At 67.8% G+C, this 22,364-nt stretch carries 21 protein-coding genes; 9 read left to right on the top strand and 12 right to left on the bottom strand.

Going from position 1 to position 22,364, the window contains the following annotated elements; genetic code table 11:
* Positions 1-2 precede the first annotated feature (2 nt).
* From gluQRS to C1I89_RS11510, 4 genes are all read right to left on the bottom strand, one after another.
* Positions 3-878, bottom strand: coding sequence for a tRNA glutamyl-Q(34) synthetase GluQRS (gene gluQRS / locus C1I89_RS11495; RefSeq protein WP_168202199.1), 876 nt, complete (start codon positions 876-878; stop codon positions 3-5).
* A 70-nt stretch (positions 879-948) separates the two neighbouring features.
* Positions 949-1,407, bottom strand: coding sequence for a DUF494 family protein (locus C1I89_RS11500; protein ID WP_102772925.1), 459 nt, complete (start codon positions 1,405-1,407; stop codon positions 949-951).
* A gap of 239 nt (positions 1,408-1,646) precedes the next feature.
* A complete protein-coding gene (locus C1I89_RS11505; protein WP_102772926.1) occupies positions 1,647-3,671 on the bottom strand; it encodes a TRAP transporter permease in 2,025 nt (674 codons plus the stop codon).
* A 207-nt stretch (positions 3,672-3,878) separates the two neighbouring features.
* Positions 3,879-4,841, bottom strand: a complete 963-nt coding sequence (locus C1I89_RS11510) for a TAXI family TRAP transporter solute-binding subunit (protein WP_102772927.1) — start codon at positions 4,839-4,841, stop codon at positions 3,879-3,881.
* 258 nt (positions 4,842-5,099) lie between these two features.
* On the opposite strand from C1I89_RS11510, the gene C1I89_RS11515 reads away from it, so the two are divergent.
* Positions 5,100-6,239, top strand: a complete 1,140-nt coding sequence (locus C1I89_RS11515) for a DSD1 family PLP-dependent enzyme (protein ID WP_102772928.1) — start codon at positions 5,100-5,102, stop codon at positions 6,237-6,239.
* A gap of 70 nt (positions 6,240-6,309) precedes the next feature.
* Here C1I89_RS11515 and C1I89_RS11520 read toward each other — a convergent pair whose 3' ends face one another.
* Positions 6,310-6,438, bottom strand: a complete 129-nt coding sequence (locus tag C1I89_RS11520) for an entericidin A/B family lipoprotein (protein WP_102772929.1) — start codon at positions 6,436-6,438, stop codon at positions 6,310-6,312.
* 29 nt (positions 6,439-6,467) lie between these two features.
* A complete protein-coding gene (locus tag C1I89_RS11525) occupies positions 6,468-6,653 on the bottom strand; it encodes a CsbD family protein (protein WP_102772930.1) in 186 nt (61 codons plus the stop codon).
* Between the two features lie 318 nt (positions 6,654-6,971).
* Between C1I89_RS11525 and C1I89_RS11530 the strand changes: the two genes are divergently transcribed.
* On the top strand, positions 6,972-7,172 hold the full coding sequence (locus C1I89_RS11530) for a hypothetical protein (RefSeq protein ID WP_102772931.1): 201 nt from the start codon (positions 6,972-6,974) through the stop codon (positions 7,170-7,172).
* Between the two features lie 43 nt (positions 7,173-7,215).
* Here C1I89_RS11530 and C1I89_RS11535 read toward each other — a convergent pair whose 3' ends face one another.
* Complete coding sequence (locus tag C1I89_RS11535) at positions 7,216-8,181, bottom strand: Bug family tripartite tricarboxylate transporter substrate binding protein (RefSeq protein WP_102772932.1); 966 nt, start codon at positions 8,179-8,181, stop codon at positions 7,216-7,218.
* 196 nt (positions 8,182-8,377) lie between these two features.
* Between C1I89_RS11535 and C1I89_RS11540 the strand changes: the two genes are divergently transcribed.
* Positions 8,378-9,571 carry an acetylornithine transaminase gene (locus tag C1I89_RS11540; protein WP_102772933.1) on the top strand — a complete coding sequence of 398 codons (1,194 nt, stop codon included), beginning with the start codon at positions 8,378-8,380 and terminating at the stop codon, positions 9,569-9,571.
* 69 nt (positions 9,572-9,640) lie between these two features.
* On the opposite strand, the gene C1I89_RS11545 is transcribed toward C1I89_RS11540, so the two are convergent.
* The 4 genes from C1I89_RS11545 to C1I89_RS11560 all read right to left on the bottom strand — a co-directional run bounded on the left by C1I89_RS11545 (position 9,641) and on the right by C1I89_RS11560 (position 15,712).
* A complete protein-coding gene (locus tag C1I89_RS11545; protein ID WP_102772934.1) occupies positions 9,641-10,702 on the bottom strand; it encodes a Fic family protein in 1,062 nt (353 codons plus the stop codon).
* Positions 10,703-10,792: 90 nt separating this feature from the next.
* Positions 10,793-12,835, bottom strand: a complete 2,043-nt coding sequence (locus tag C1I89_RS11550; protein ID WP_102772935.1) for an alkaline phosphatase D family protein — start codon at positions 12,833-12,835, stop codon at positions 10,793-10,795.
* Between the two features lie 114 nt (positions 12,836-12,949).
* Entirely contained in the window at positions 12,950-14,524 is a 1,575-nt protein-coding gene (locus C1I89_RS11555; protein WP_102772936.1) for a serine hydrolase, read from the bottom strand.
* A 195-nt stretch (positions 14,525-14,719) separates the two neighbouring features.
* A complete protein-coding gene (locus tag C1I89_RS11560) occupies positions 14,720-15,712 on the bottom strand; it encodes a GAF domain-containing DNA-binding protein (RefSeq protein ID WP_258231399.1) in 993 nt (330 codons plus the stop codon).
* A gap of 96 nt (positions 15,713-15,808) precedes the next feature.
* On the opposite strand from C1I89_RS11560, the gene C1I89_RS11565 reads away from it, so the two are divergent.
* From C1I89_RS11565 to C1I89_RS11585, 5 genes are read left to right on the top strand one after another with little or no spacing between them, the layout of a single operon-like run.
* The gene (locus C1I89_RS11565; RefSeq protein WP_102772937.1) at positions 15,809-16,756 is read left to right on the top strand and encodes a Bug family tripartite tricarboxylate transporter substrate binding protein; all 948 of its coding nucleotides are present in this window, start codon (positions 15,809-15,811) and stop codon (positions 16,754-16,756) included.
* A gap of 34 nt (positions 16,757-16,790) precedes the next feature.
* Positions 16,791-17,633 (top strand): GntR family transcriptional regulator, encoded by an 843-nt coding sequence (locus tag C1I89_RS11570; protein ID WP_102773508.1) that lies wholly within the window; start codon positions 16,791-16,793, stop codon positions 17,631-17,633.
* Positions 17,634-17,654: 21 nt separating this feature from the next.
* Positions 17,655-18,926 (top strand): 3-isopropylmalate dehydratase large subunit, encoded by a 1,272-nt coding sequence (locus C1I89_RS11575; protein ID WP_102772938.1) that lies wholly within the window; start codon positions 17,655-17,657, stop codon positions 18,924-18,926.
* Entirely contained in the window at positions 18,923-19,447 is a 525-nt protein-coding gene (locus C1I89_RS11580; RefSeq protein WP_102772939.1) for a LeuD/DmdB family oxidoreductase small subunit, read from the top strand. The genes C1I89_RS11575 and C1I89_RS11580 overlap by 4 nt, the downstream gene beginning before the upstream one ends.
* Complete coding sequence (locus C1I89_RS11585; protein ID WP_102772940.1) at positions 19,447-20,304, top strand: isocitrate lyase/PEP mutase family protein; 858 nt, start codon at positions 19,447-19,449, stop codon at positions 20,302-20,304. The genes C1I89_RS11580 and C1I89_RS11585 overlap by 1 nt, the downstream gene beginning before the upstream one ends.
* 43 nt (positions 20,305-20,347) lie before the next feature.
* Here C1I89_RS11585 and C1I89_RS11590 read toward each other — a convergent pair whose 3' ends face one another.
* Entirely contained in the window at positions 20,348-21,253 is a 906-nt protein-coding gene (locus C1I89_RS11590) for a LysR substrate-binding domain-containing protein (protein WP_102772941.1), read from the bottom strand.
* A 104-nt stretch (positions 21,254-21,357) separates the two neighbouring features.
* Here C1I89_RS11590 and C1I89_RS11595 point away from each other — a divergent pair, with 104 nt between their 5' ends.
* Positions 21,358-22,347, top strand: a complete 990-nt coding sequence (locus C1I89_RS11595) for a Bug family tripartite tricarboxylate transporter substrate binding protein (protein WP_102772942.1) — start codon at positions 21,358-21,360, stop codon at positions 22,345-22,347.
* The last annotated feature ends 17 nt before the right edge of the window (positions 22,348-22,364 follow it).

Here is a 22,364-nt window from a genome sequence, read left to right on the forward strand (position 1 = left end):
ATTCAGGGAAAGCGCCGCGCCCAGCGCGCGGCGGCCTCGCGCAGGAATGCGTCGCGGTCCTGCGCCGGGAAATCGGCGAAGCCCAGCGCCGACCAGGCGGCCCGCAGCGCCGCCAGCGGCGCGTCGGTATCGATGGGCGGGGCGCCATTCTGCTTGGACAGCTTCAGTCCGCTGGCGGGGTCCAGGATCAGCGGCACATGCAGATAGCGCAGCGCCGGCAGGCCCAGCAGGCGGCCCAGCACGCGCTGGCGCGCCGTGGAACCCAGCAGGTCGGCGCCGCGCACCACGTCCGTGACGCCCTGCGCCGCATCGTCGACCACCACGGCCAGCTGATAGGCCCACAGGCCGTCGGCGCGGCGCAGCGCCATGTCGCCCACGGCGCGGGCCACGTCCTGCTCCTGCGGTCCCAGCCAGCGGTCCTCGAAATGTTCCACGCCCGGCGGCACCCGCAGGCGCCATGCGCGCGCCTGGCGGCCCGGCGGCAGGCCGTTGCGGCAGGTGCCGGGGTAAGGCCGTTCGCCGTCGGCGCCCGGCTGGGTCTGGCCGCGCAGGGCCGAGTCGGCGATTTCGCGGCGGGTGCAGCCGCAGCCGTAGATCAGGCCGCGCGCGGCCAGCGCGTCGAAAGCCGCCTGGTAGGCCGCGCCGCGCTGCGACTGCCACATGATGTCGCCGTCCCAGGCCAGGCCCAGCGCCTGCAGCTGCGCCATGATGCGCTCGGCAGCGCCGGGCACGGTGCGCGGCGTGTCCACGTCCTCGATGCGCAGCAGCCAGCGCCCTTCATGGGCGCGCGCGTCCAGCCAGCTGGCCAGGGCGGCCACGAGCGAGCCCGCGTGCAGCGGGCCGCTGGGGCTGGGGGCGAAACGGCCTACGTAGTTCACAGGACGAAGCCCGCGCGTCGGTGCGCGCGGGACGATGGAGACAAGGAGGTGCCGCGGCGGCGCGCCGCGTTCAATGCAGGCGGCGCGCGCCGTCGTCGTCGAGGAGCTCTTCCAGGACCAGATTGTCGATCTCGGCCTCCTGGCTCCAGAGGACCATGAGGGCGATGATCTTGATCTTCGACAGCGGCACGGGGGATTCGGGCGCGGCCAGCCCGCGGTCGATCACGATTTCGCGCAGGGGCGCGGGCAGCACGCCGGCCGATTCCAGGAAGGCGATGAAGCCGATGGACTCGGTGCCGAGCTGCTGATACTCGTTATCGGTGTAGATGCGGGTGCCGGTGGTGGGCGCCTGGGCGAGATCGACGCACCGTTCGGTGGTCTCGGCGAGGCCGTAGAGCCATCCGAGCGCATCGTCGATGTCTTCGTGCTCGAACCCCGCGGCGGCAAGCCGCTTGGCCAGCACGTCAGCCGCAGGACAGGCTTGCGGCGTGTAGTAATTCTCGTACAGATAAACCAGGATATCGAACATATGGCGCAGTCTTGTGCCTGTTTGCACAGTCGGCCCGCATATCGGCAGACCAGCAAACATGAATTTTACTGTACGCCGATTTGTAGGGCCGGGCAACCAACCCGATGGCGAGTGTTGTATGCCGTCACCCCGGGTCCAAAAAGCGGCGTTTTTCGGCCAAATACTGCCAAACTGCATGATTCGACGAAAAGGGGCGGACCCCGAAAAGGCCGCCCCTTTATTCCGTCCCTTTTTTCGCCTCAGGTGGTCCTGGGGGCGTTCTCCAGCTTGAGCTGCGCCAGCTGGCGCATGAACACCGGAATGCACACCGCCAGCCCGATCAGGCCGCTGGTCAGGCCCGGCAGGATCGTCAGCAGGGCGCCCACGACGCACAGCCAGCGCTCCCAGCTCTTCATGCCGACCAGCATGTAGCGCGAGAACGCGGCCGACAGCAGCACCAGGCCGATCATGCAGCCGACCAGCGTCACGGCGAAGTCGTACCAGGTGAAGCCCTGCACCGAAATCAGCAGCGACGGCGAGAACACGAACACGAAGGGCACGATGAGCTTGGTGATGCCCAGCCGGAACGCCGTGTTGCCGGTCTTGAACGGGTCGCTGCCCGCCATGCCCGCGGCCGCGTAGGCGGCCAGCGCCACCGGCGGCGTGATGTCGGCCAGGATGCCGAAATAGAACACGAAGAAGTGCGCCGCGATCGGCTGCACGCCCAGCTGCACCAGCGTGGGGGCGGCCACCGCCACCATGATCAGGTAGTTGGCCGTGGTCGGAATGCCGCAGCCCATCAGGATGCAGACGATGCCGGTCATGACCAGCGCCGCGATCAGGGTCAGCGTCTGGGTGTTGGCGATGGCCTCCGGAATCACCGTGGCCGCGCCGCCGGCGATGGCCTGCGCCGCCGAGATCACGATGTACGAGATCTTGAAGCCCACGCCGGTCAGCGTGACCACGCCGATCACGATGCCCACCGTGCCCGCCGCCGCGCCCACCGCCAGCGCGTACTTGGCGCCGGTTTCGAAGGCTTCGTACAGATCGCGCAGGCGCAGCCGCTGGAACGGATTGAGCAGGCCCACCACGATGCAGCCCGTGATCCCGGCGAATGCCGCCAGGTAGGGCGTGCGGCCGCTGGCCAGCACGCCGATCAGCAGCGCCAGCGGAATCAGGGTCGGCCAGCGCATCTTGAACGACTGCTTGAGCTTGGGCATTTCTTCGTTGGTCAGCCCGCGCAGCCCTTCGCGCTTGGCCTCGAAGTGCACCTGCATGAACATGCCGAAGAAATACAGGAACGCCGGGAAAATCCCCGCGATCGCGATCTGCTGGTACGGAATGCCCAGGAACTCGATCATCAGGAACGCGGCCGCGCCCATGATGGGCGGCGTGATCTGGCCGCCGGTGCTGCTGGCGGCTTCGACGCCCGCGGCGAAGTGCCGCGGGTAGCCGATGCGGATCATGGCGGGAATGGTGAGCGAGCCCACCGTCACCGCGTTGGCCACCGAGGAGCCCGACAGCATGCCGAACATGGCCGAGCCGAACACCGACACCTTGGCCGGCCCGCCGGCGTAGCGGCCGGCGACGGTGGAGGCCACGTCCAGGAACAGCTGGCCCAGGCCGATGCGGGTGGCCAGCACCCCGAACAGCACGAAGTGGAACACATAGGTGGCCACCACGCCCACGGCCACGCCGTACACGCCCTGGCTGGTCAGGTACATGTGGTTGACGACCTGGGACCAGGTATTGCCGGCGTGCTGCAGCAGCCCGGGGAAATACGGGCCGAACATGGCGTAGGCCATGAACACCAGCGCGATGATGGGCAGCGGCCAGCCCATGGCGCGGCGCGTGGCCTCCAGCAGGCCGATCAGCAGGATGGACCCCATGAACACGTCGATCGGCAGCGGATTGCCGACGCGGAACGCCAGGTCCTCGAAAATGTAGGGGATGTACAGCACCGACAGGGCCAGCGCGATCGCGATGATCCAGTCATACAGCGGAATGCCGCCGGGCGCATACCAGGTGGACTTCGGCTCGCGCGTGTAGTGCGCCTTCGAAAAGCCGAACACCAGGAAGATGAGGCTCAGCACGAACGCCAGGTGCACGCCGCGGTGCGTGGCCTCGCGCAGCAGGCCGAAGCCGGCCGTGTAGTAATGAAAGATCGAGAGTGCAACCAGCAGGCCGGACACGATCCATGTGGCCGCCTTGTCCAGCGGCCGGAAGCGGATTTCCGAGTCGTACTTCTCCGCCAGCTGCTGGGTTTTTTCGTGGTCTATTTCCATCGCCGTGATTCTCAGGGTGATTCAGCAAACAGGGCCGCTCGTGGCGGCCCCGCGCAGGTAATACATACTTTCCCGACCGTGCGCCGCCAAGCAGCACCCGCTCCGCATAAAACTACTGCCCCACAATCGGGGCCGCGTGGATCCGGCTCCGCCGGTCCACAGCGGCGCCCCCCTGGGGGGGAAGCGCCGCAGGCGCTCCGGGGGGGGTCACTTCAACAGCCCGATTTCCTTGTAAAACTTCTCGGCGCCCGGGTGGAACGGAATGCCCGCGCCCTTGACCGCGTTTTCGCGCGTGATCAGCTTGCCCTTGGCGTGGCCGTTGTCCAGCGTCTTGCGGGTGGCGTCGCTGTACAGCGCCTTGGTGACGTCATAGACCACCTGCTCGGACAGCTTGGCCGAGGAGACCATCTGCGCGTTGACCGAGATGGTCTTGACCTCGCCCACGTTCTGGTAGGTGTTGGCGGCGATGGTGTCGGGCGTGAAGAACTGCTGCTTGGCGCGCAGCGCGTCGATTTCCGGGCCGACCAGCGGCACGATCTCGATGCCGGCGCCGCTGGAAGCCAGTTCCGCGATGGCGCCGGCCGGGGCGCCGCCCACGAAGAAGAAGGCGTCCAGGCCGCCGTCCTTGAGCTTGTCGCCCGCCTGGTTCGGCTTGAGGTATTCGGCCTTGATGTCCTTGTCGGTCATGCCGTAGGCGCCCAGGATCAGGCGCACGTCGACCAGCGTGCCCGAGCCCGGCTCGTCCATGGAGACGCGCTTGCCCTTCAGGTCGGCCACGCTCTTGATGCCGGCGCCCTTGCGCGCGACCAGGTGGATGCTTTCCGGGTACAGCGTGGCGATCAGGCGCAGATCCTGCGCCTTGGGCTTGCCTTCGAACGTGCCGGTGCCGCTATAGGCCCAGTAGGCCACGTCGGATTGCGTGAAGCCGGCCTCGAACGAACCGCCCAGGATGCCGTTGATGTTGGCCACCGACCCGTTGGACGCGACCGCCGTGGCGATCAGCTTGCCGGGCTGGGACACCGCGTTGGCGATGATGCCGCCGATCGGGTAGTAGGTGCCGGCCGTGCCGCCGGTGCCGATGCGGAAGAATTGCTGCGCTTGCGCGCTGCCGACGGCGCCGACCGCGGCGACGGCCAGGGTCAGGGTGGTGATCCAGTGCTTCAGTTTCATGCGGGCTTCTCCGTGATTTCGCGATGATTGAATATCGTCGTTTCGTGCCGCCGGATCTTGCGCCCGGCGGCAAAAAACGCGCCCTCCCCTGGGGGCGTTCTTTATGATGAAATTCTGTCATGCCGACACCTTGTAGCCAATGCTTACGGAGCTATCGTTTACCAGGGGGTCGCATGGCATTTTGGTTATGACCGGCCCATATTTGGTTATGGTGTGAGGTTGCCTGCGACGCGGGTGCAGATAACGGAGCGTTCACCGATGTCCCTGGAAGTCATACGCGGCATAGCGCTGCCCCCCGCCGCCCAGCCGGGCGATCCCCTGGCCCGTATCGATACGCCCAGCCTGGTGCTGGACCTGGCGCCCTTCGAAGCCAACCTGCGCGCCATGCAGGCCTGGGCCGACCGCCACCAGGTGGCCCTGCGGCCGCACGCCAAGGCGCACAAATGCCCCGAGATCGCGCTGCGCCAGCTGGCCCTGGGCGCGCGCGGCATCTGTTGCCAGAAAGTCAGCGAAGCCCTGCCTTTCGTGGCCGCCGGCATCCGCGACATCCATATCAGCAACGAGGTGGTCGGGCCGGCCAAGCTGGCGCTGCTGGGCCAGCTGGCGCGCGCCGCCAAGATGAGCGTGTGCGTGGACAACGCGGAAAACCTGGCGCAGCTGTCGGCCGCCATGACGCAGGCCGGCGCCGAAATCGACGTGCTGGTGGAGGTGGACGTGGGCCAGGGCCGCTGCGGCGCGTCCGACGATGCCGCGGTGCTGGCGCTGGCGCAGCAGGCGCGCGCCCTGCCGGGCCTGAATTTCGTCGGGCTGCAGGCCTACCACGGCTCGGTGCAGCATCTGCGCACGCGCGAAGAGCGCGCCGCGGTCTGCCGCCAGGCCGCGGGCATCGCCGCCTCGTACGCGCAGCTGCTGCGCGAAAGCGGCATCGCCTGCGACACCATCACGGGCGGCGGCACCGGCAGCGCGGAATTCGACGCGGCCAGCGGCGTCTACACCGAGCTGCAGGCCGGCTCCTACGCCTTCATGGACGGCGACTACGGCGCCAACGAATGGAACGGTCCGCTCACCTTCCAGAACAGTCTGTTCGTGCTGTCCACCGTCATGAGCGCGCCGGCTCCCGACCGCGTCATCCTGGACGCCGGCCTGAAGTCCACCACCGCCGAATGCGGCCCGCCAGCGCTGTATGGCGAACCGGGGCTGAGCTACGCCGCCATCAACGACGAACACGGCGTGGTGCGCGTGGCGCCGGGCGCTCAGGCGCCGGCGCTGGGCGCGGTGCTGCGCCTGGTGCCTTCGCACGTCGATCCCACTTTCAACCTGCACGACGGCCTGGTGGTGGTGAAGGACGGCGTGGTGCAGGACATCTGGGAAATCGCGGCGCGCGGATTCTCGCGCTGACCGGGCGCGGCACGCCAAAAAGCCGGCGCGCCATCGACGCGCCGGCCCTGATGCGGGGATGTCCGTGGCCCTATTGGGCCTTCTGCTGGATCTTTTCCCCGCCGCGTTCAATATCCTTGCCGGCGCCTTCCATCGTGTTGCAGCCCGCCGTGACGGCGGCGGCTGCCAGCACCAGCGCAAGCCAGATTCGATGCGTCATGTTTTTCTCCTTTCGGCACACGGCCGCGACTATTTCTTGTCCAGCAAGTCGCGTGCCTGATCCTTGGCCTCGCCCACGTTGCGCTGCACCTTGCCGACGGTCTTCTCCGCCTTGCCCTCGGCTTCGGTCTGGCGGTTGCCGGTCACCTTGCCGGCGGTTTCCTTGATGGCGCCCTTGACTTCCTTGGCGGCGCCCTTGATGCGGTCGTTGTCCATGTCGTCTCTCCTTTTCAGGTTGCATGAACCGCAGGCCCGGGAGCCGCGCGAGGCCGGCTCCGGCTGCGGACGGACCCACTATAGGAATCGCGCGGCGCATGCGTAAGACGTGAGCGCACCAGGTTGACTAGTGTTTTTGCACCTGCCGAGCGGCCTCCAGGCGCGTTGCGGCGCGCTAGGGAAAAAAACACTAGATGAATTCGTTCACCGTGATCTGTGCAGGCTGGATGGCCGCGCCTATCGTGGACTTGCACGGGCGGCCCGCGTTGCGGCGCTGCCCCCGGTGCAGCCAGCCTTGAACCTTTCAGGAGAAAAGCCATGCAAGCACATCAGCAACCCAATGACCCGTCCGATCCCACCCAGCCTCCCGGCCAGCGGCCCGGCGACGCGCCGGACAAGCAGGCGCCGGGTCAGCGCCCCACGCCGCGGCCCGGACAGGATGACACCGTACCCGGCCGTCCCGGCGACCCCGGACAGCCCGGCGATCCGGCCAAGCCCGTGGTGACCCAGCCGCTTTGAGGCAGGACGGCCCGGCGCAGACCGCCGGGCCGACAGCGGGCGCTCAGTCCACCTGGGCGCCCGACTGCTTGACGGCCTTGCCCCACTTCTGCACTTCGCCGGCGATGAACGCGCCGGTGTCCTGCGGCGTCATCGGCATGGGTTCGGCGCCGCGGTCGCGGAAGAATTTCTGCATCTCCGGCGCCTTCAGCACCTGGCCGATCTGCTGGCTCAGATAGCCCGTCACCGCCGGCGGCGTGTCGCGCGGCGCCAGCACCGCGGCCCAGCCGATGGCTTCGAAGCCCGGATAACCCGATTCCGCCACCGTCGGCACGTCGGGCAGCTGCGGCAGCCGCTTGGCGGTGGTCACCGCCAGCGCCACCGCTTTCTTGCTCTGCACGTGCGGCAGGCCGGCGGTCACGGAATCCACCATCAGCGGCACCTGATGGCCCAGGAAATCCGCCTGCGCCGGGCCGCTGCCCTTGTACGGAATGTGGCGGATGTCCACATCGGCGGCCGCCTTGAACATCTCGGCCGACAGATGCTGCGTGCCGCCGATGCCGGCGCTGGCGTAGGCCAGCTCGCCCGGATTGGCGCGCGCCTGCTCGACCAGCTGCTTGAGCGAGGTGATGCCCGAGGCCGGCGTGGCCAGGAACATCAGCGGCACCGAAAACACGCCCGACACCGGCGCGAAATCCTTGGTCAGGCTGTAGTTGATGGTCTTGTACAGCGTCTGGTTCACGGCCGCGGCGCTGCCCGCGATCACCAGCGTGTAGCCGTCGGCCGCGGCGCGCGCCGCCTGCTCCATGCCGATATTGCTGCCGGCGCCGGCGCGGTTCTCGACCACGATGGGCTGCTTGACCGCCGCGCCCAGCTTTTCGGCCAGCGCGCGCGCGAAGATGTCGGTGGCCTGGCCCGGCGGGAACGGCACGATCAGGCGGATGGGGCGTTCGGGATACTGCGCCTGCGCCGGGGCGGCGGCCGCCGCCAGCATCAGACAGGCCGCGAGACTGGAAAGAGTACGTTTCATGATTGGTCAGTAAAAAGCGACAAAGGGCTGCGCGCGGGGTCTGCGCCTGTTGCATAAAATAGAGCGCCCGCGCTGGCGGCCCTCTTGAGGCGGCCCTGGGGCGGATCGGCAGGGGTTCGTCACGATAGCATTCCCCCGCCGGTGCTACATTTCCCTTGTTTCCCCACCCCTGTTCTCTCATTCCGCAGGAACCGCCATGGAATTCAGCCAGTTCAACGTCAACACCCTCATGGAGATCACCGCCCGCCCGGACCTCGTGTTCGTGCGAGGCCAGGGGTCCTGGCTGGAGGATCACGCGGGCAAGCGATACCTGGACTTCGTCCAGGGCTGGGCCGTCAACACCCTGGGCCACTGCGCCCCGGAAATGCAGAAGGCCCTGCTGGACCAGTCCAAGCTGCTGATGAACCCCTCGCCGGCCTTCTACAACGAGCCGTCCATCGCCCTGGCCCAGCGCCTGACCGGCGCCTCGGTGTTCGACCGCGTGTTCTTCGCCAACAGCGGCGGCGAGGCCAATGAAGGCGCCATCAAGCTCGCGCGCAAGTGGGGCCAGGTCAACAAGAACGGCGCGTACAAGATCATCACCATGAATCACGGCTTCCACGGCCGCACGCTGGCGACCATGTCCGCGTCGGGCAAGCCGGGCTGGGACAAGATGTTCGCCCCGCAGGTCGAAGGCTTCCCCAAGGCCGAAATCAACGACCTGGAATCCGTGCGCAAGCTGATCGACGACCAGACCGTCGCCATCATGCTCGAACCGGTCCAGGGCGAAGCCGGCGTCATCCCGGCCACCAAGGAATTCATGCAGGGCCTGCGCAAGCTCGCCGACGAGCACAAGCTGCTCTTCATCGTCGACGAAGTCCAGACCGGCATGGGCCGCACCGGCACGATGTTCGCCTACCAGCAATCCGACGTGGTGCCCGACATCATGACGCTGGCCAAGGGCATCGGCGGCGGCGTGCCGCTGGCCGCGCTGCTGGCGCGCCAGGAAGTCTGCGTCTTCGCCCACGGCGACCAGGGCGGCACCTACAACGGCAACCCCCTCATGGCCGCCGTCGGCGTGGCCGTGTTCGACGCGCTGGCCGCCCCGGGCTTCATGGAATCCGTCAATGCCCGCGCCAAGCAGCTGTCCGAAGGCCTGCTGGCCCTGTCGGCCAAGTACGGCATGAAGGGCGAGCGCGGCCTGGGCCTCTTGCGCGCCCTGGTCATGGACCGCGACGACGGCCCCGCCATCGTCGAAGCCGCCCGCAACCTGGCGCCCAACGGCCTGCTGCTGAACGCCCCGCGCGGCAACCTGCTGCGCTTCATGCCCGCGCTGAACGTCACGGCCGAAGAAATCGACACCATGCTCAAGCAGCTGGATGGCTTGATTGCGCAGGTGCGCAAGGCGTGATTCAAACCTGCAGGCAGTAAACAGCAAGGGCCGCGATCATCGCGGCCCTTGTGCTTTGCGCGATGGGCGTTATTGCGGCCGTCCCGCGTCGATCCATCGCTGCACCTGCGCCATCGGCAGCCGATAACGCGCGCAGTTGTGCAGATCCAGTATGCGCAGCTCTCGGGCCAGCATCGGGCGCAATAGCCGGACCTCCTCTTCAGGCAGCGCCAGCGCGGCCACCGCGGCATCCGCCGTCCACCGTTCGCGCACCACCTGGCCGATCACGTCGTTCAACTTTTCCCGGAATCGCAGCCGCACGGGATCGGGCACGCCCGCCGCATCGAGCAGTATTGCGTACTTGCGGATCGAGCGGCGATAGGCCCAGGTGAACAGTTCCACCGCCAGCGTTACGTCGCAGTGTTCGTAAACGCCCATCATGGCGTGGGCGTAGTCGTGGGGCTCCACGTCAAGAAAGGACAGCGGCGCGTTGTTGTAAAGCATCAGCGGGATGTTCGACGACAAACGGCTGGTGCGTTTGTTGCCATCTTCGAAAGGCTGCAGATAGGCCAGGTTCACCCACAGGAAGAAAGCGGCTTCCACCGGGTTCTTGGTAAGCCGCGCCTTCTCCAGGATGTGGTCGAACATCTCCTGTAGCAGTGACGGCGCCTGCACCGGCATGTAGGTGCTTCCGCCGATATTGACCACGGCCTGCCGGATACGGCCCAGGCCCTGGGCGTCGGCCAGCAGGTCCTGCATCAGAATCGCATGCAGGTTGCTGATCACGGCCGACGTCAAGCCATGCGCGGGCACAGCATCGATCATGAACTCGATGGCGGCCTTGTGGTTGAGCAGCATTACCGCGTCCAGGTCCGCTCCCGCCGCGCCGAGCCTGAAGAGTTCCTGCGTGGCCAACAAGGAGTAGCGGTTGCCTTCCAGGCGCGAGGATGACCAGGACAGGTCCAGCAACAATGGCTCCAGGACACGGCGCGCGTAAGTGCCGGCCGGAAACTGGCCTTGCATGCCCCCTTCGTCGGCCAAGGCCTGGGCCAGCGATGTCGGCAACAGGGAACTCCGGTTCGGTACGTAGTCGTCGACGAATGCGCGTCGGTATTCCTTGGAGGTTCGAAGAATATTTTCGCGGATGGTCATGATGTGAGCCAGGGGGATCGAATCGACTCAATTTAGCGGCAATCGGCTCATGCAATGAGCGGAATTGAGCTGATTCGAATAAACCCCAACCTACGCCGCCACCGTCACAGCCGTCGTCCCCGACGCCACCGTCAGCACCGTCTGCGACGCGACGGCGGGCAAGGCCGGCGCCTGCGTGCCGTCCAGCGGCTTGAGCTTGTGGAACACGCAGCGCAGTTCCGTCTCGGTCAGCGTCACCACCGCGAACCCTTGCGCGTCGGTGTCGATGTAGCGCAGCCAGTCGGCGTTGAACTGCTTCAAGGTGTCGTTGAACGTGTTTCTGATTTCGCCCGCCGCCTCGCCGTAGATCAGCGGCCTGGCCGGCGCGAAGGCGGGATCGGTGTCGACCACGTTCTTGAAATAGCTGAAGAAGGAATTGCTGGAGATGCCGGCCGTCACCAGGTCCACCATCACGGGCCTGGGCGTCGCGGCGTCGTAGTCGTCCATGACGGGGCCGGCGAAGAAGGCGTGGATGTCGCCCGTCAGCGCCACCAGGTTGCGCACGCCCTTGTCGCGCACGAAGGCCATCATGTCCTTGCGCTCGGCGTTGTAGCCATCCCACTGGTCCGCGTTCAGCAGGTATTCGTCCAGCAGCAGCGAAGGCGGCAGCTGCGCGTCCAGCAGGGGCTTGATCTGCGCGGCGAAGGCCGCAAGCGGAATGCCCGCCTGCGCGTCCAGCAGCGCGGACAAGGCGGGATACGCGGTGACGGGGCTGCCGCTGGCGTGGTCGGCATCCTTCAAATCCTGCGCCAGCGCGGCCGCCATGAACGGCGCCAGCGGCGCCAGCGCCGGTTGCGCCGCCGCCAGGCCCTGCGCCAGCAGGCCGGCCACGGCCTGCGCGCCGTTGAACTGCATGCGCAGCAGCGAGACTTCGTTGCCCCACAGATTCCAGGACGTGGTGCTGGCGGCCAGCTGCGCCTTCCACCAGTTGCGCTGCGTGTCGCCCAGGATGGACACCGGCGTCAGCTGGCCGCCGGCGCTCGCCAGCTTCATCGCCTCGACCTGCGACAGCAGGCGCTTGGGCACGAAGTAGCGGCTGCCGATCTCGCTGCCTGCCTGCTGCTCGGGGATCACGTGGTCGGCGCGGTACAGGCGTTCGTCCGTCATCAGCAGCGTGGCCAGGCTGCCGAAGCGGAATGCGCGATAGATCTGGATGTTCTGGAACGACGGATTGGCCGGGTCCAGCGACACGTCGGCCGGCATGAACTCGAACCAGGCCTGGCTGGCGCCGCGGCGGCGCGCCGTGCCGGGCGTTTCGTCGTCCACGGTTTCGTAGGTCTGGCGGTCCTGCCAGCAGTCATCCGAGAATTCGTGATCGTCCCAGATGGCGATGACCGGAAAGCGCGCGTGCAGGGCCTGCAGGCGCGGGTCCGAACGGTAGCTGCGGTACAGGCTGCGATAGTCGGCCAGCGTCGTCGCGTAGAACGCGCCATCGGCCCGCGCCGTGCCGTCGGGCAGCGACAGCGGCGCATGCGCGTTTTCCACGCCGCCGGCCTGGAAGCCCGCCTTCACGGTTTCGTAGACGTAGTCGCCCAGGTGCACCACGAAGTCCAGGTCCTGCGCGGCCAGCTCGTCGAAGGCGGCCCAATGGTTCACGCTCCAGTCCTGACACGAAATGAAGGCGAACTTCAGTTGCGCCACCGCGGCGTTTTCCGCCGGCGCGGTGCGCGTGCGGCCGACGGGGCTGGTGCTGGCGCCCGCCACGAAGCGGTAGTAGTAGTTGCTGCCGGCGTCCAGGCCCGTGACCTTGTGGCGCACGGTGTGGTCCCAGTCGGGCTCGGCGCTGACGGCGGCATCGACCAGCAGCTGGGTGAAGGTCTCGTCGCGGGCCAGCTGCACGCGCACGGCGACGGCCGCGCCGTCATCGCCGATCACGCGGGTCCACAGGACGATGCTGTCGGGCCGCGGATCGCCCGAGGCGACGCCTTGCGGGTACTGGAAGCGCCGCGCCGGCGGCTCGCCGCCGCCGCCGTTGCCGTTGTCTACGTTGCTGTCGTCGCCGTCATCGTCATCGCTGTTGCAGCCGGCCAGGCCGGCGGTGGCGGCGGAGACGGTCAGGAAGCTGCCCCATTTAAGGAATTTTCTACGGTCCATGTCGAGCAATGCCCAAGGTAAGGCGGCGCCGGCGCGCGGCGCCGGGTTGGCGGAGGTGGCGCCGGTATTAGCGCACCAGGGCGTTGCATGGCGGTGACAGGACGGCGTGGCCGGCTACTTGCGGGTCCAGCGCCCGAAGCCGTTGTCGTCGTAGAACTTGATCTGAAAGCCTGGGGCCTGGCCGGCAACGAGCTTGAACTCGATGGACGCCAGCGAGTCGACCAGCTCGGCCTCGCCGGCGGGGGCGAAGGCGAAAGTGTCGCCGTTCCAGTGCCGCAGCGGGAAACGCATGTCCTTTGGTCCCAGCGTCAGGGTCAGGGCGCCATCGGCCTCCTGGATCTCGGCGGGGCCGTAGTAGGCGTTGTCGTAGCGGCCCGTGTACTGGCGCAGCGGCTGGGGCGGCGCAGGCGGCACGGGCCTGGCCTGCCTCGACAGGTCGGCCTGCGGCTCGAAAAAGCCGAGCATGGCGCCATGATAGGCCGCGTACCAGTCGCGCGTGGACCGGCCGTACAAGGCTGTATCGATGAATGTGGCGGCGACGGACTCGGCCGCGCCCACCGGCGCGCCATTGGTCAACACCACGATGCCGATCCCGGCCGAGGGCACGATTCTGAACGAGGTTCCCGTGCCCATCAGGAATGCGCCCGAATGCCCCATGGAAGGACGCCCGCCCGGCTCGGTATTGACGTTGAAGCCATAGCCATAAAAGCCCGATCGCGCATCCAGGTCGTGGGCGGGCGCGCTCACTGCCTGGGTGGACAGCGCGGGAAGCAGCGCGCCCGCAGCGATCATCGGCTTGCCCTGATAAACGCCATCGGCCAGCAGCAGTTTCAGCCACTGCGCCAGATCGACGACCGTGGACGATACGCCGCCGGCGGGCGCCTGCTGGTCGGCGTCGCGCTGGCCCGCTGGAACGAAGACGCCTTTCTGGTAGGCGTGCAGCACGGCGCGATTGGCGCGTGCTTGGAAATCGCCATAGCGGTAGCTGGTGGCATGCATGCCCAAGGGCTTGAACAGCGTGTCCTCGGCCAGCGCTTCCCATGGGCGGCCCGCCGCCCTGGCCACCGCCTGCGCGCCTATCGTGGTGCTGAAGTTGGCGTAGTGATAGGACGCACGGAAGGCGTCCAGCGGCAACAGGCGCAGCCGGGCCAGGACCTCGCTGCGTTTGAATCCCAGGTCTTCCAGGTCGTCGCCTGCCGTGCCGGGCAGCCCGGAGCGGTGCGCATAGAAATCGCCTATCGTGGCGTGCTCGGACACATAGGCGTCGCTCAGGCGGAAGTCCGGCAGATGCCGCAGGACCGGATCGTCCCACGCGACCGTGCCCCTGGAGACTTCGATCGCCGCCACCGTCGCCGACAAGGACTTCGAGATCGAGGCGATCTGGAACACCGTCTGCGCGTCCACGGGCGCGTTCCTGCCCGACTCGCGCGTGCCGTAGCCTTGCGCGAACACCGTCTCGCCGTCGATCACCACGGCCACCGCCATGCCCGGCACGCGGCTGCGCGTCATGATGTCCTGAACGATCTTCGGCAGCTCCCGGACGGCGCGCTCCCTGCTGCCGTCCGGGATGGCGACGGCGTCTGCCGGCGGGCTGGACGCTCGGTCGATGGCCACCGTCTGCGACCATGCGGCCGTGGCGCCGCCCAGCGCAAGCATGCATGCGGCGGCGATGAGTGCTTTTCCGTTCATGGTGATGTCCTCGGGATCGGGATTCCGCTGGATGGGCGATGCGGGAAACGCCGCGCGTCCTGACCGTGCGAACGCGCCGTCGCTTGAGAAATCATCCCAAGAATCCGTCGAGCCACCACCGGCGCAAGGACGAACCAACATGCCGGCATGACGAACCGCATGGACACGCAGACGTGCGGACACGAATCGCCGCGTTCAGATCCCCATGCGCTCACGCAGCTGCTTGCGGTAGGCGCGCGACACCGGCCATGCGCCGCCCACGGCGCGCATCCGGATCAGCCACTTGTCCACGCTGCGGCGATCCACGTCCATGACGTGCAACGCATTCGCAATGGCGGTGCGGTGGACCCGGAAAAACCGCTGTTGCGGCAACAGGCTGGACCATACGCCCAGCGCCCGTGAATCGAGCACCATCGACCCGTCCTCCAGCCAGATCTCGCTGTAGTTTCCCGCGGACCGCACTCCCACGATCGCGTCGGGCCGCACGCCCCGCACCACGCCGCGCATGCGCAGATACACCACCGGCGCGGCGCCCTCGTGCAACGCCGCCCCTTTGGAAGCGCGCGCGTTCGAGTATCTGGCTTGTCCGATCAGGTTGGCGCACTGGAACGTCGCCCCGATTTCCGCCGCGGACCAGGTCCGGTGCCTGACCGTCGTATCGAAACCGATGATCCCGTGGAGCTTCCCGTCGTGGAAAACCGGCACGCTGAGCACGCTCTTGTTCCCCTGGCGCTGAAACTCCAGCTGGATGGTCCGCGCCGTGCGCGGCATATCGTTTACGTCATGGATGGCCACGGCCTGGCCTTGCACCATGAACCGATGCAGCCACGCGATCAGCGTGGTCGGCACATCCTGCAGCTCGGCCACATACGGCTGCGTCCGGCATCGGCACCATTCATGCGTATTGCGCAGCCGCAGCAGGTCGGGACGGTATTCGATCATCCATGCCCGGTCCGCGCCCGAAGACTCGCCCATATACGCCAGATGTTCCGAAATCGCATCGTCGACGGGATGCCGAAGCAGGCTCATCGCGCAGCGATAAGGCCAGTCCGATGGCGGACTGGTTTGCAGCACGGTCACCGCGTGCGTCGTGTACTGGCCAGCATCCTTCACTTGCGATTCCCCCGGCGGCCGGATCGAGCATCGTCCGTGCGCGGGAATTTTCGCCGTGGTGATCAGGAATGACAAGGTTTCGAGGCGGGAACGGATGACGCTTGCTTGCCTCCGCAAAACCAGCCACGTATACTTGTATTAACATCAATACAACATACCAGGAGACAACCCATGCGCCGCTTCATATCCGGCTGCGTGCTCGCAGCTGTTTTCGCGTTCCCCGCCATGTCGCAGGAAGCCCCGATCCGCCTGATCGTCGGCGCGCCGCCCGGCGGGACGACCGATACCGTCGCGCGCAACATCGGGCAGCGCATGGCGCAGGAGCTGAAGCGGACGGTGCTGGTCGAGAATCGTCCCGGCGCCGGCGGCAACATCGCGGCCGACTACGTGGCCAAGTCCAAGGCCGACGGCAGCACGCTGCTGGTCACGTTCACGAGTTTCTCGATCAACGCCTCCCTGTATCGCAATTTGCCGTTCGATCCGGTCAAGGATTTCAAGGCCATCAGCATGCTGGCCAACGTGCCCAGCGTGCTGGTGACGCGCAAGGACTTTCCCGCCAACGACATGCCCGCGTTCGTCAAGGAAGTGAAGGCGCATCCCGGCAAATACACGATGGCGATCGGCGCGCTCGGTTCGTCGCTGCACATGGCCGGCGAACGCATGAAGATGATGTCGGGCCTGGACATCCTGAACGTGCCGTACAAGGGCACCGCGCCGGCCATCACGGACCTGCTCGGCGGCCAGGTGGACATGATGGTCGCGAGTTCGCTGAACGCGTTGCCGCACATGAAGTCCGGCGCGCTCAAGGCGCTGGGCGTCACCAGCCCCAAGCCGCTGCCGCAGTTCCCCGACGTGCCGCCCATCGGCGACACGATCAAGGGCTTCGAATCCAATGCGTGGTTTGCGATGTTCGGCCCGGCCGGGCTGTCGCCCGAAGTTGTAAAGTCGCTGAACGCCGCCGCGCGCAAGGCAGTGGATACGCCGGAGTTCCGGCGCCTGCTGGAGGGCGAAGCCGCCACGGCCGTGAGCAGCACGCCCGAGGAGCTCGACGCCTTCGTGCGCGAGGACATCGCGCGTTACGCTGAAATCGTCAAATTCACCGGCGCGACCATCGACTGAGCGTCGCCTGGTCCGCCTTTTCCGGAGCATGTCCGTGTCCAAGAATCCGCTTCCTCTGTATCACCAGGTCTATCTGTTGCTCAAGCAACGATTGGCGGGCGGCGGTTTTGCGGGAGGCGCGCCGATGCCGGGCGAGAATGCCCTGGCCGAGGAATACGGGGTCTCGCGCCTGACGATCCGGCGCTCGCTGGAGGCGCTGGAGGCCGACGGCCTGATCGAGCGCCGCCAGGGCCGCGGCACCTTCGCCGCCGACAGCAAGGGCTGGGTGGACGCGCCGCAGGCCGGGGCGGGCATGGAAGCGCTGATGCGGCATTTGTCGAACATGGGCATGCAGACACAGGTGCGGGTCGTGTCGCTTGCCGTCATGCCCGCGCCGGCGGCGGTGGCGGCGGCCATGGAACTCCCGTCCGGCGCTGCCGTGCAGCACGCGGTGCGCGTGCGTAGCTACGAGGACGCGCCGTTCTCGCACCTGGAGAGCTATGTGCCCGGCGACATCGGCGCGCGCATCCGCAAGGCCGATCTGAACAGCCGGCCGCTGCTGGCGATATTCCGGGAGCTGGGCGTGCGCGTGGCGCGGGCGCAGCAATCCATTTCGGCCGAACTGGCGAATCCGCAGATCGCCGCGGCGCTGGAAGTGCCGGTGGGTTCGGCGCTGCTGACGCTGCGCCGGCTGGTGCGCGACGACGCCGGCCGGCCGGTGGAATGGCTGCTGGCGCGCTACCGCCCGGATCGCTACGAATACCGCATGGACATGCAGGCCCACGAGACCAAGGGCGAGCCGAACTGGCTGCCGGCCGGCGTGGGCGCGCCCGGCCCCGCGCCCCTGCCGGCGCGGCCGCGCGCGTCCAAGGCCGGGGCGCGGACGGCGCGGATCTGACGCAGACACCAGGAAGCAATCATGCCTGAGCAAACCCTGGCCCAGAAGCTGCTGGCGGCAGCCAGCGGCCGCGACACGGTCGCGGTGGGCGAAATCGTCACCTGCCGGGTCGACCTGGCGATGTTCCATGATTCCAGCGGTCCGCGCCGCCTCAAACCCATGCTCGAATCGCTGGGCACGGGGCTGTGGGATCGCGACAAGGTGGTGCTGGTGATGGACCACTACGTGCCGGAGTCGGACGACGAGTCGCGCCGCATCGTGCGCATCGCGCGCGACTGGGCGCGCGAACAGGCGCTGCCGCACGTCTACGATTCCATCGGCATCTGCCACGTGGTGGTGCCCGCGCACGGCCACATCCGCCCCGGCATGTTCTGTGTGGGAGGCGACTCGCACTCGCCCACCGGCGGCGCGTTCGGCGCATACATGTTCGGCGTGGGCAGCACCGAGATGCTGGGCGTGGTGGCCAGCGGCGAGATCTGGGTGCAGGTGCCGCAGACGATCGCCATGCAATGGGACGGGCGGCTCGCCAGGGGCGTCACGGCCAAGGACATGGCGCTTGCCATGATCGGCCGTTTCGGCATGAACGGCGGACGCTACCAGGCGGTCGAGTTCTGCGGCGAGGCCGTGCGCGCGCTGTCGATGCAGGAGCGCATGACGCTGTCGAACATGTCGGCCGAGCTGGGCTCGCAGGTGGGGCTGATCGCGCCCGACCGGGTCACGCTGGATTATCTGCACGCCGCCGGCGTGCCGCGCGCGCACGACATCGACTTGGCGCGCTGGCGCACCGATGCGGGCGCGGAAGTGGAAACGCACCGGTTCGACGCCGATGCGCTGGCGCCGCAGGTGGCGGCGCCGCACAGCCCCGCCAACGCCGCGCCGGCGGGCGATTATCCCGCCACGCCGATACAGGCGGCCTATATCGGCGCCTGTACCGGCGCCAAGCTCGAGGACCTGCGCGCCGCCGCCGAGGTGCTGCGCGGCCGCCGCCTGGCCGCCGGCGTGACGCTGATGGTGGCGCCCGCCAGCGCGCGCGACCAGCAGCGCGCGCAGGAAGAAGGCGTCATGGACGCGCTGCGGGACGCGGGGGCGCAAGTGCTGCCGAATTCCTGCGGCGCCTGCTCCGGCTATGGCGGGTCGATACCTGAAGGCGTCAACGTCATCTCGACCACGGCGCGCAATTTCAAGGGGCGCATGGGCGCCGAAACCGCCCGGGTGTTTCTCGCTTCGCCCTATTCCGTGGCGGCCGCCGCGCTTGCCGGCCGCATCATCGATCCCAGGGAGGTGCTGGCATGACGACGCCCGCTACCCGTCATCGCGTCTGGCGCGTGGGCGACGACGTCGACACCGACCAGCTCGCGCCCGGCGCCTACATGAAATTCGGCATCGAGGAGATCGCGCGCCACTGCCTGCAGGGCGTGCGGCCCGAGTTCGCATCGAGCGTCAGGCCGGGCGACGTGCTGGTGGCCGGCAGCCATTTCGGCATCGGCTCCTCGCGCGAGCAGGCGGCGGCCGCGCTCGTGCATCTGGGCGTGGCCGCGGTGATCGCGCCGAACTTCAACGGCCTGTATTTCCGCAATGCGTTCAACGTGGGCCTGATGCTCGTGACCTGCGAGCGCGCCGCCGAATTGCAGGAAGGCGAGTCCGTCACGCTCGATCTGCCGGGCCGGCGCGTGCTGCGAGCCGACGGCGATGCGCTGCCGTGCGCCGAAGTGCCGGGCTTTCTGCTCGACATGGTGCGCGCCGGCGGCTTGATGAATCTACTGAAGCGCCGGCTCGCCGATGGCAGCCTGGCGCGCCATCCCCTGAGGGCATGATGACCGTATCCGTGTTGAAGTCCCGGCTCGACGCCGGACATGCCGTGCTGGCGCCGGGAATCTACGATGCGCTTACGGCGCTGATCGCGGAGCAGGCCGGCTTCGAGGCGCTTTACCTGTCGGGCGCGTCCATCGCCTATGCGCGGCTGGGACGATCCGACGTCGGACTCACCACCTATACCGAGGTGGCCGACACGCTTGCCCGCATTACCGAACGCGTGGACACGCCGGTGATCGTGGACGGCGATACCGGTTTCGGCAACGCGCTCAACGTGCAGCGCACGGTGCGCGGCTTCGAACGGGCCGGCGCGGCCATGATCCAGATCGAGGACCAGAGTTTTCCGAAGCGCTGCGGCCACCTCGCCGGCAAGAGCGTGGTGCCCGTGGCCGAGATGTGCGGCAAGCTGCGCGCCGCCATGGACGCCCGCGACCGCACGCTGATCCTCGCCCGCACCGACGCGCTCGCCGTCGAAGGGCTGGACGCCGCGCTCGAACGCGCCGAACGCTATCTCGAATGCGGGGTCGACGCCATCTTCGTGGAGGCCCTGCGCACGGAAGCGCAGCTCGACGCCGCGTGCGCGCGTTTCGCGCACCGCGTGCCGCTGCTGGCGAACATGGTCGAGGGCGGCCAGACGCCCGTGGAAAGCGCCCAGGCGCTGGCCAGGCGCGGTTTTCGCATCGTGATCTTCCCTGGCGGCGCCTCGCGCGCGGTCGCGCACATGCTGAAGGGCTACTACGGCAGCTTGCGCGAGCACGGCAGCACCGCGCCATGGCGCGATCGCATGATGGACTTCGACGGCCTGAACGAGACCATCGGCACGCCCGAGTTGCTGGCGCTGGCGAAGTCGTACGAATGAGGCACGGCGCCGCCGCCGCGCGCCGGTCAGGATAGCGGCAGCTTCATACGGCGGCGCCGGCGGTGGGCCTGACCTCGTCGACGAAGCGCCGCAGCAGGGGCGACGCGTCATCGCGCCGGTACGCCAGAAGCAGGCTGCTGGTCGCGTCGGGCGTATCCAGCTCGCGGTACACCACGCCCGGAATGCCGGTGCGCGCGTAGGTGTCCGGCAGCACGGAGATTCCCATGCCCGCGGCCACCAGCCCGACGATGGTCGCGCCTTCGCGCGCTTCCTGCATCAGACGCGGCGCGAAGCCCGCTCGGCTGGCCAGCACCGTCACGTGCTCGAACAGCCCGCAGCCCAGCCCCCGGGGAAACAGGATGAAGGCCTCGTCGGCCAGCGCCGCCATCGGCAAGGGGGCCGGCCGCGCCGCCAGCGCATGCCAGGCCGGCAGCACCGCGACCAGGCGGTCGGTCCACAGATTCAGGGTCTGGATATTGGGAGGCGGGCAGAACAGCAGCGACGGGCGCAGGAAGCCGACGTCGACGCTCTTGTCGGCCAGCGCCTGCAATTGCTGTCCGGTGGACATGTGAATCAGGTCTGCGCGCGCCGCGGGATGATTGTCGCGGAACGAGCGCACCACGCGGGGGAACGCCTCGGCCATGGGCACCGAGGCCGTGAACGCGATCCGGATCTCGCCCGCTTCGCCCTTGGACGCCAGGCGCACGACTTCGGCGGCCCGGTCCAGATTGCCGAGGGCCCGCCGCGCCTGGTCGAGAAACAGGGCGCCCGCCTCGGTCAGTGCGACGTTGCGCTTGTTGCGATCCAGCAGCACCGCGCCAAGCTCCGTCTCCAGGGCCTTGATCTGCAGACTCAGCGGCGGCTGGCTGACGTGCAGGCGCCGGGCGGCGGCGCTGAAGCTCAGTTCCTCGGCGACGGCAACGAAGTAACGCAGTTGGCGGAAATCCACGGTTATTTGAAAACCAAATAAATCGGCTATCGCAAAAGTATTGGACGATATTAGTCTGACCCGCGCACCATGTCGACACTAGAACAACGACACAGGAGACAGCAATGCAGGTCTATTCCCGACAACTGGGCCGGCTCGGCGCCGTCCTGGGGCTGGCCGCCGCGATGATGGCGCCATTCGGCGTCCGCGCGGCCGACGGCTTTCCGGACAAGCCGGTGCGTATCGTGGTGCCGTATGCCGCCGGCGGCGGCGTGGACATCGTGACCCGGTTGATCACGCAAAAGATGTCCGATGAACTGAAGCAGCCGGTCATCGTCGACAACCGCCCGGGAGCGGCCACCAATATCGGCATGGAGCACGTCGCGCGCTCTGCTCCCGACGGCTACACCCTGCTGACCGCCTCGAACACGCTGGCCAGCAACGCCGCCCTGTTCCCGAAGCTGAGTTTCGATCCCGCCAAGGATTTCGCGCCGATCGGCGCCATCGGCTACGCGCCGCTGGTCGTGGTGGTGCGCAGCGACGCCTCCGCCAAAAGCCTGAAGGACCTGGTGGCCGAAGGCCGCGCGCAGCCCGACAGGCTCAGCTATGGCTCGGCCGGGAACGGGAGTTCGGGCCACCTGGGCAGTGAACTGCTGAAGGCCGAGGGCGGCTTCAAGGCGCTGCACATTCCGTACAAGGGCGGCTCGCCCGCCGTCACGGATCTGCTCGGCGGACGGCTGTCGTTCATGTCGATCAATCCGCTCGAAGTTGTCTCGCACATCAAGTCCGACAAGTTGCGCGCGCTCGCCGTGCTCAATCCGCATCCGTCCAAACTGTTGCCCGACGTGCCGACCGCGGCTGCCCAAGGGCTGCCGGGCGCCGACGCCACGGTGTGGTGGGGACTGGTCGGCCCCGCGGGCATGCCGCCGGCCGTGGTGCAGCGCTTGAACCAGGCCCTGCAGGCCGCGCTGGCCGATCCCGCCATCAAGCAACGCATGGGCGAGATGGGCGCCGAGATCACGCCGGGCAGCGCCGAGGACTTCGGCCGCTTCGTTGCCGAAGAAACGGTGAAGTGGGGCAAGGTGATCCGCGCGGCGGGCATCAGCGCGGATTGAGCCCGCATGGGCGGGAC

Source organism: Achromobacter pulmonis, from assembly GCF_002885955.2.
GTDB lineage: Bacteria > Pseudomonadota > Gammaproteobacteria > Burkholderiales > Burkholderiaceae_B > Achromobacter > Achromobacter pulmonis_A.

Excerpts from the sequence above, each read along its gene's own strand:
- C1I89_RS11565 (WP_102772937.1), top strand. The coding sequence starts at position 15,809 with ATGCGCCGCTTCATATCCGGCTGCGTGCTCGCAGCTGTTTTCGCGTTC.
- C1I89_RS11580 (WP_102772939.1), top strand. The coding sequence starts at position 18,923 with ATGACGACGCCCGCTACCCGTCATCGCGTCTGGCGCGTGGGCGACGAC.
- C1I89_RS11540 (WP_102772933.1), top strand. The coding sequence starts at position 8,378 with ATGGAATTCAGCCAGTTCAACGTCAACACCCTCATGGAGATCACCGCC.
- C1I89_RS11555 (WP_102772936.1), bottom strand. The coding sequence starts at position 14,524 with ATGAACGGAAAAGCACTCATCGCCGCCGCATGCATGCTTGCGCTGGGC.
- C1I89_RS11525 (WP_102772930.1), bottom strand. The coding sequence starts at position 6,653 with ATGGACAACGACCGCATCAAGGGCGCCGCCAAGGAAGTCAAGGGCGCC.
- C1I89_RS11505 (WP_102772926.1), bottom strand. The coding sequence starts at position 3,671 with ATGGAAATAGACCACGAAAAAACCCAGCAGCTGGCGGAGAAGTACGAC.
- C1I89_RS11595 (WP_102772942.1), top strand. The coding sequence starts at position 21,358 with ATGCAGGTCTATTCCCGACAACTGGGCCGGCTCGGCGCCGTCCTGGGG.
- C1I89_RS11520 (WP_102772929.1), bottom strand. The coding sequence starts at position 6,438 with ATGACGCATCGAATCTGGCTTGCGCTGGTGCTGGCAGCCGCCGCCGTC.
- C1I89_RS11510 (WP_102772927.1), bottom strand. The coding sequence starts at position 4,841 with ATGAAACTGAAGCACTGGATCACCACCCTGACCCTGGCCGTCGCCGCG.
- C1I89_RS11535 (WP_102772932.1), bottom strand. The coding sequence starts at position 8,181 with ATGAAACGTACTCTTTCCAGTCTCGCGGCCTGTCTGATGCTGGCGGCG.
- C1I89_RS11530 (WP_102772931.1), top strand. The coding sequence starts at position 6,972 with ATGCAAGCACATCAGCAACCCAATGACCCGTCCGATCCCACCCAGCCT.
- C1I89_RS11545 (WP_102772934.1), bottom strand. The coding sequence starts at position 10,702 with ATGACCATCCGCGAAAATATTCTTCGAACCTCCAAGGAATACCGACGC.
- C1I89_RS11515 (WP_102772928.1), top strand. The coding sequence starts at position 5,100 with ATGTCCCTGGAAGTCATACGCGGCATAGCGCTGCCCCCCGCCGCCCAG.
- C1I89_RS11550 (WP_102772935.1), bottom strand. The coding sequence starts at position 12,835 with ATGGACCGTAGAAAATTCCTTAAATGGGGCAGCTTCCTGACCGTCTCC.
- C1I89_RS11585 (WP_102772940.1), top strand. The coding sequence starts at position 19,447 with ATGACCGTATCCGTGTTGAAGTCCCGGCTCGACGCCGGACATGCCGTG.
- C1I89_RS11500 (WP_102772925.1), bottom strand. The coding sequence starts at position 1,407 with ATGTTCGATATCCTGGTTTATCTGTACGAGAATTACTACACGCCGCAA.
- C1I89_RS11575 (WP_102772938.1), top strand. The coding sequence starts at position 17,655 with ATGCCTGAGCAAACCCTGGCCCAGAAGCTGCTGGCGGCAGCCAGCGGC.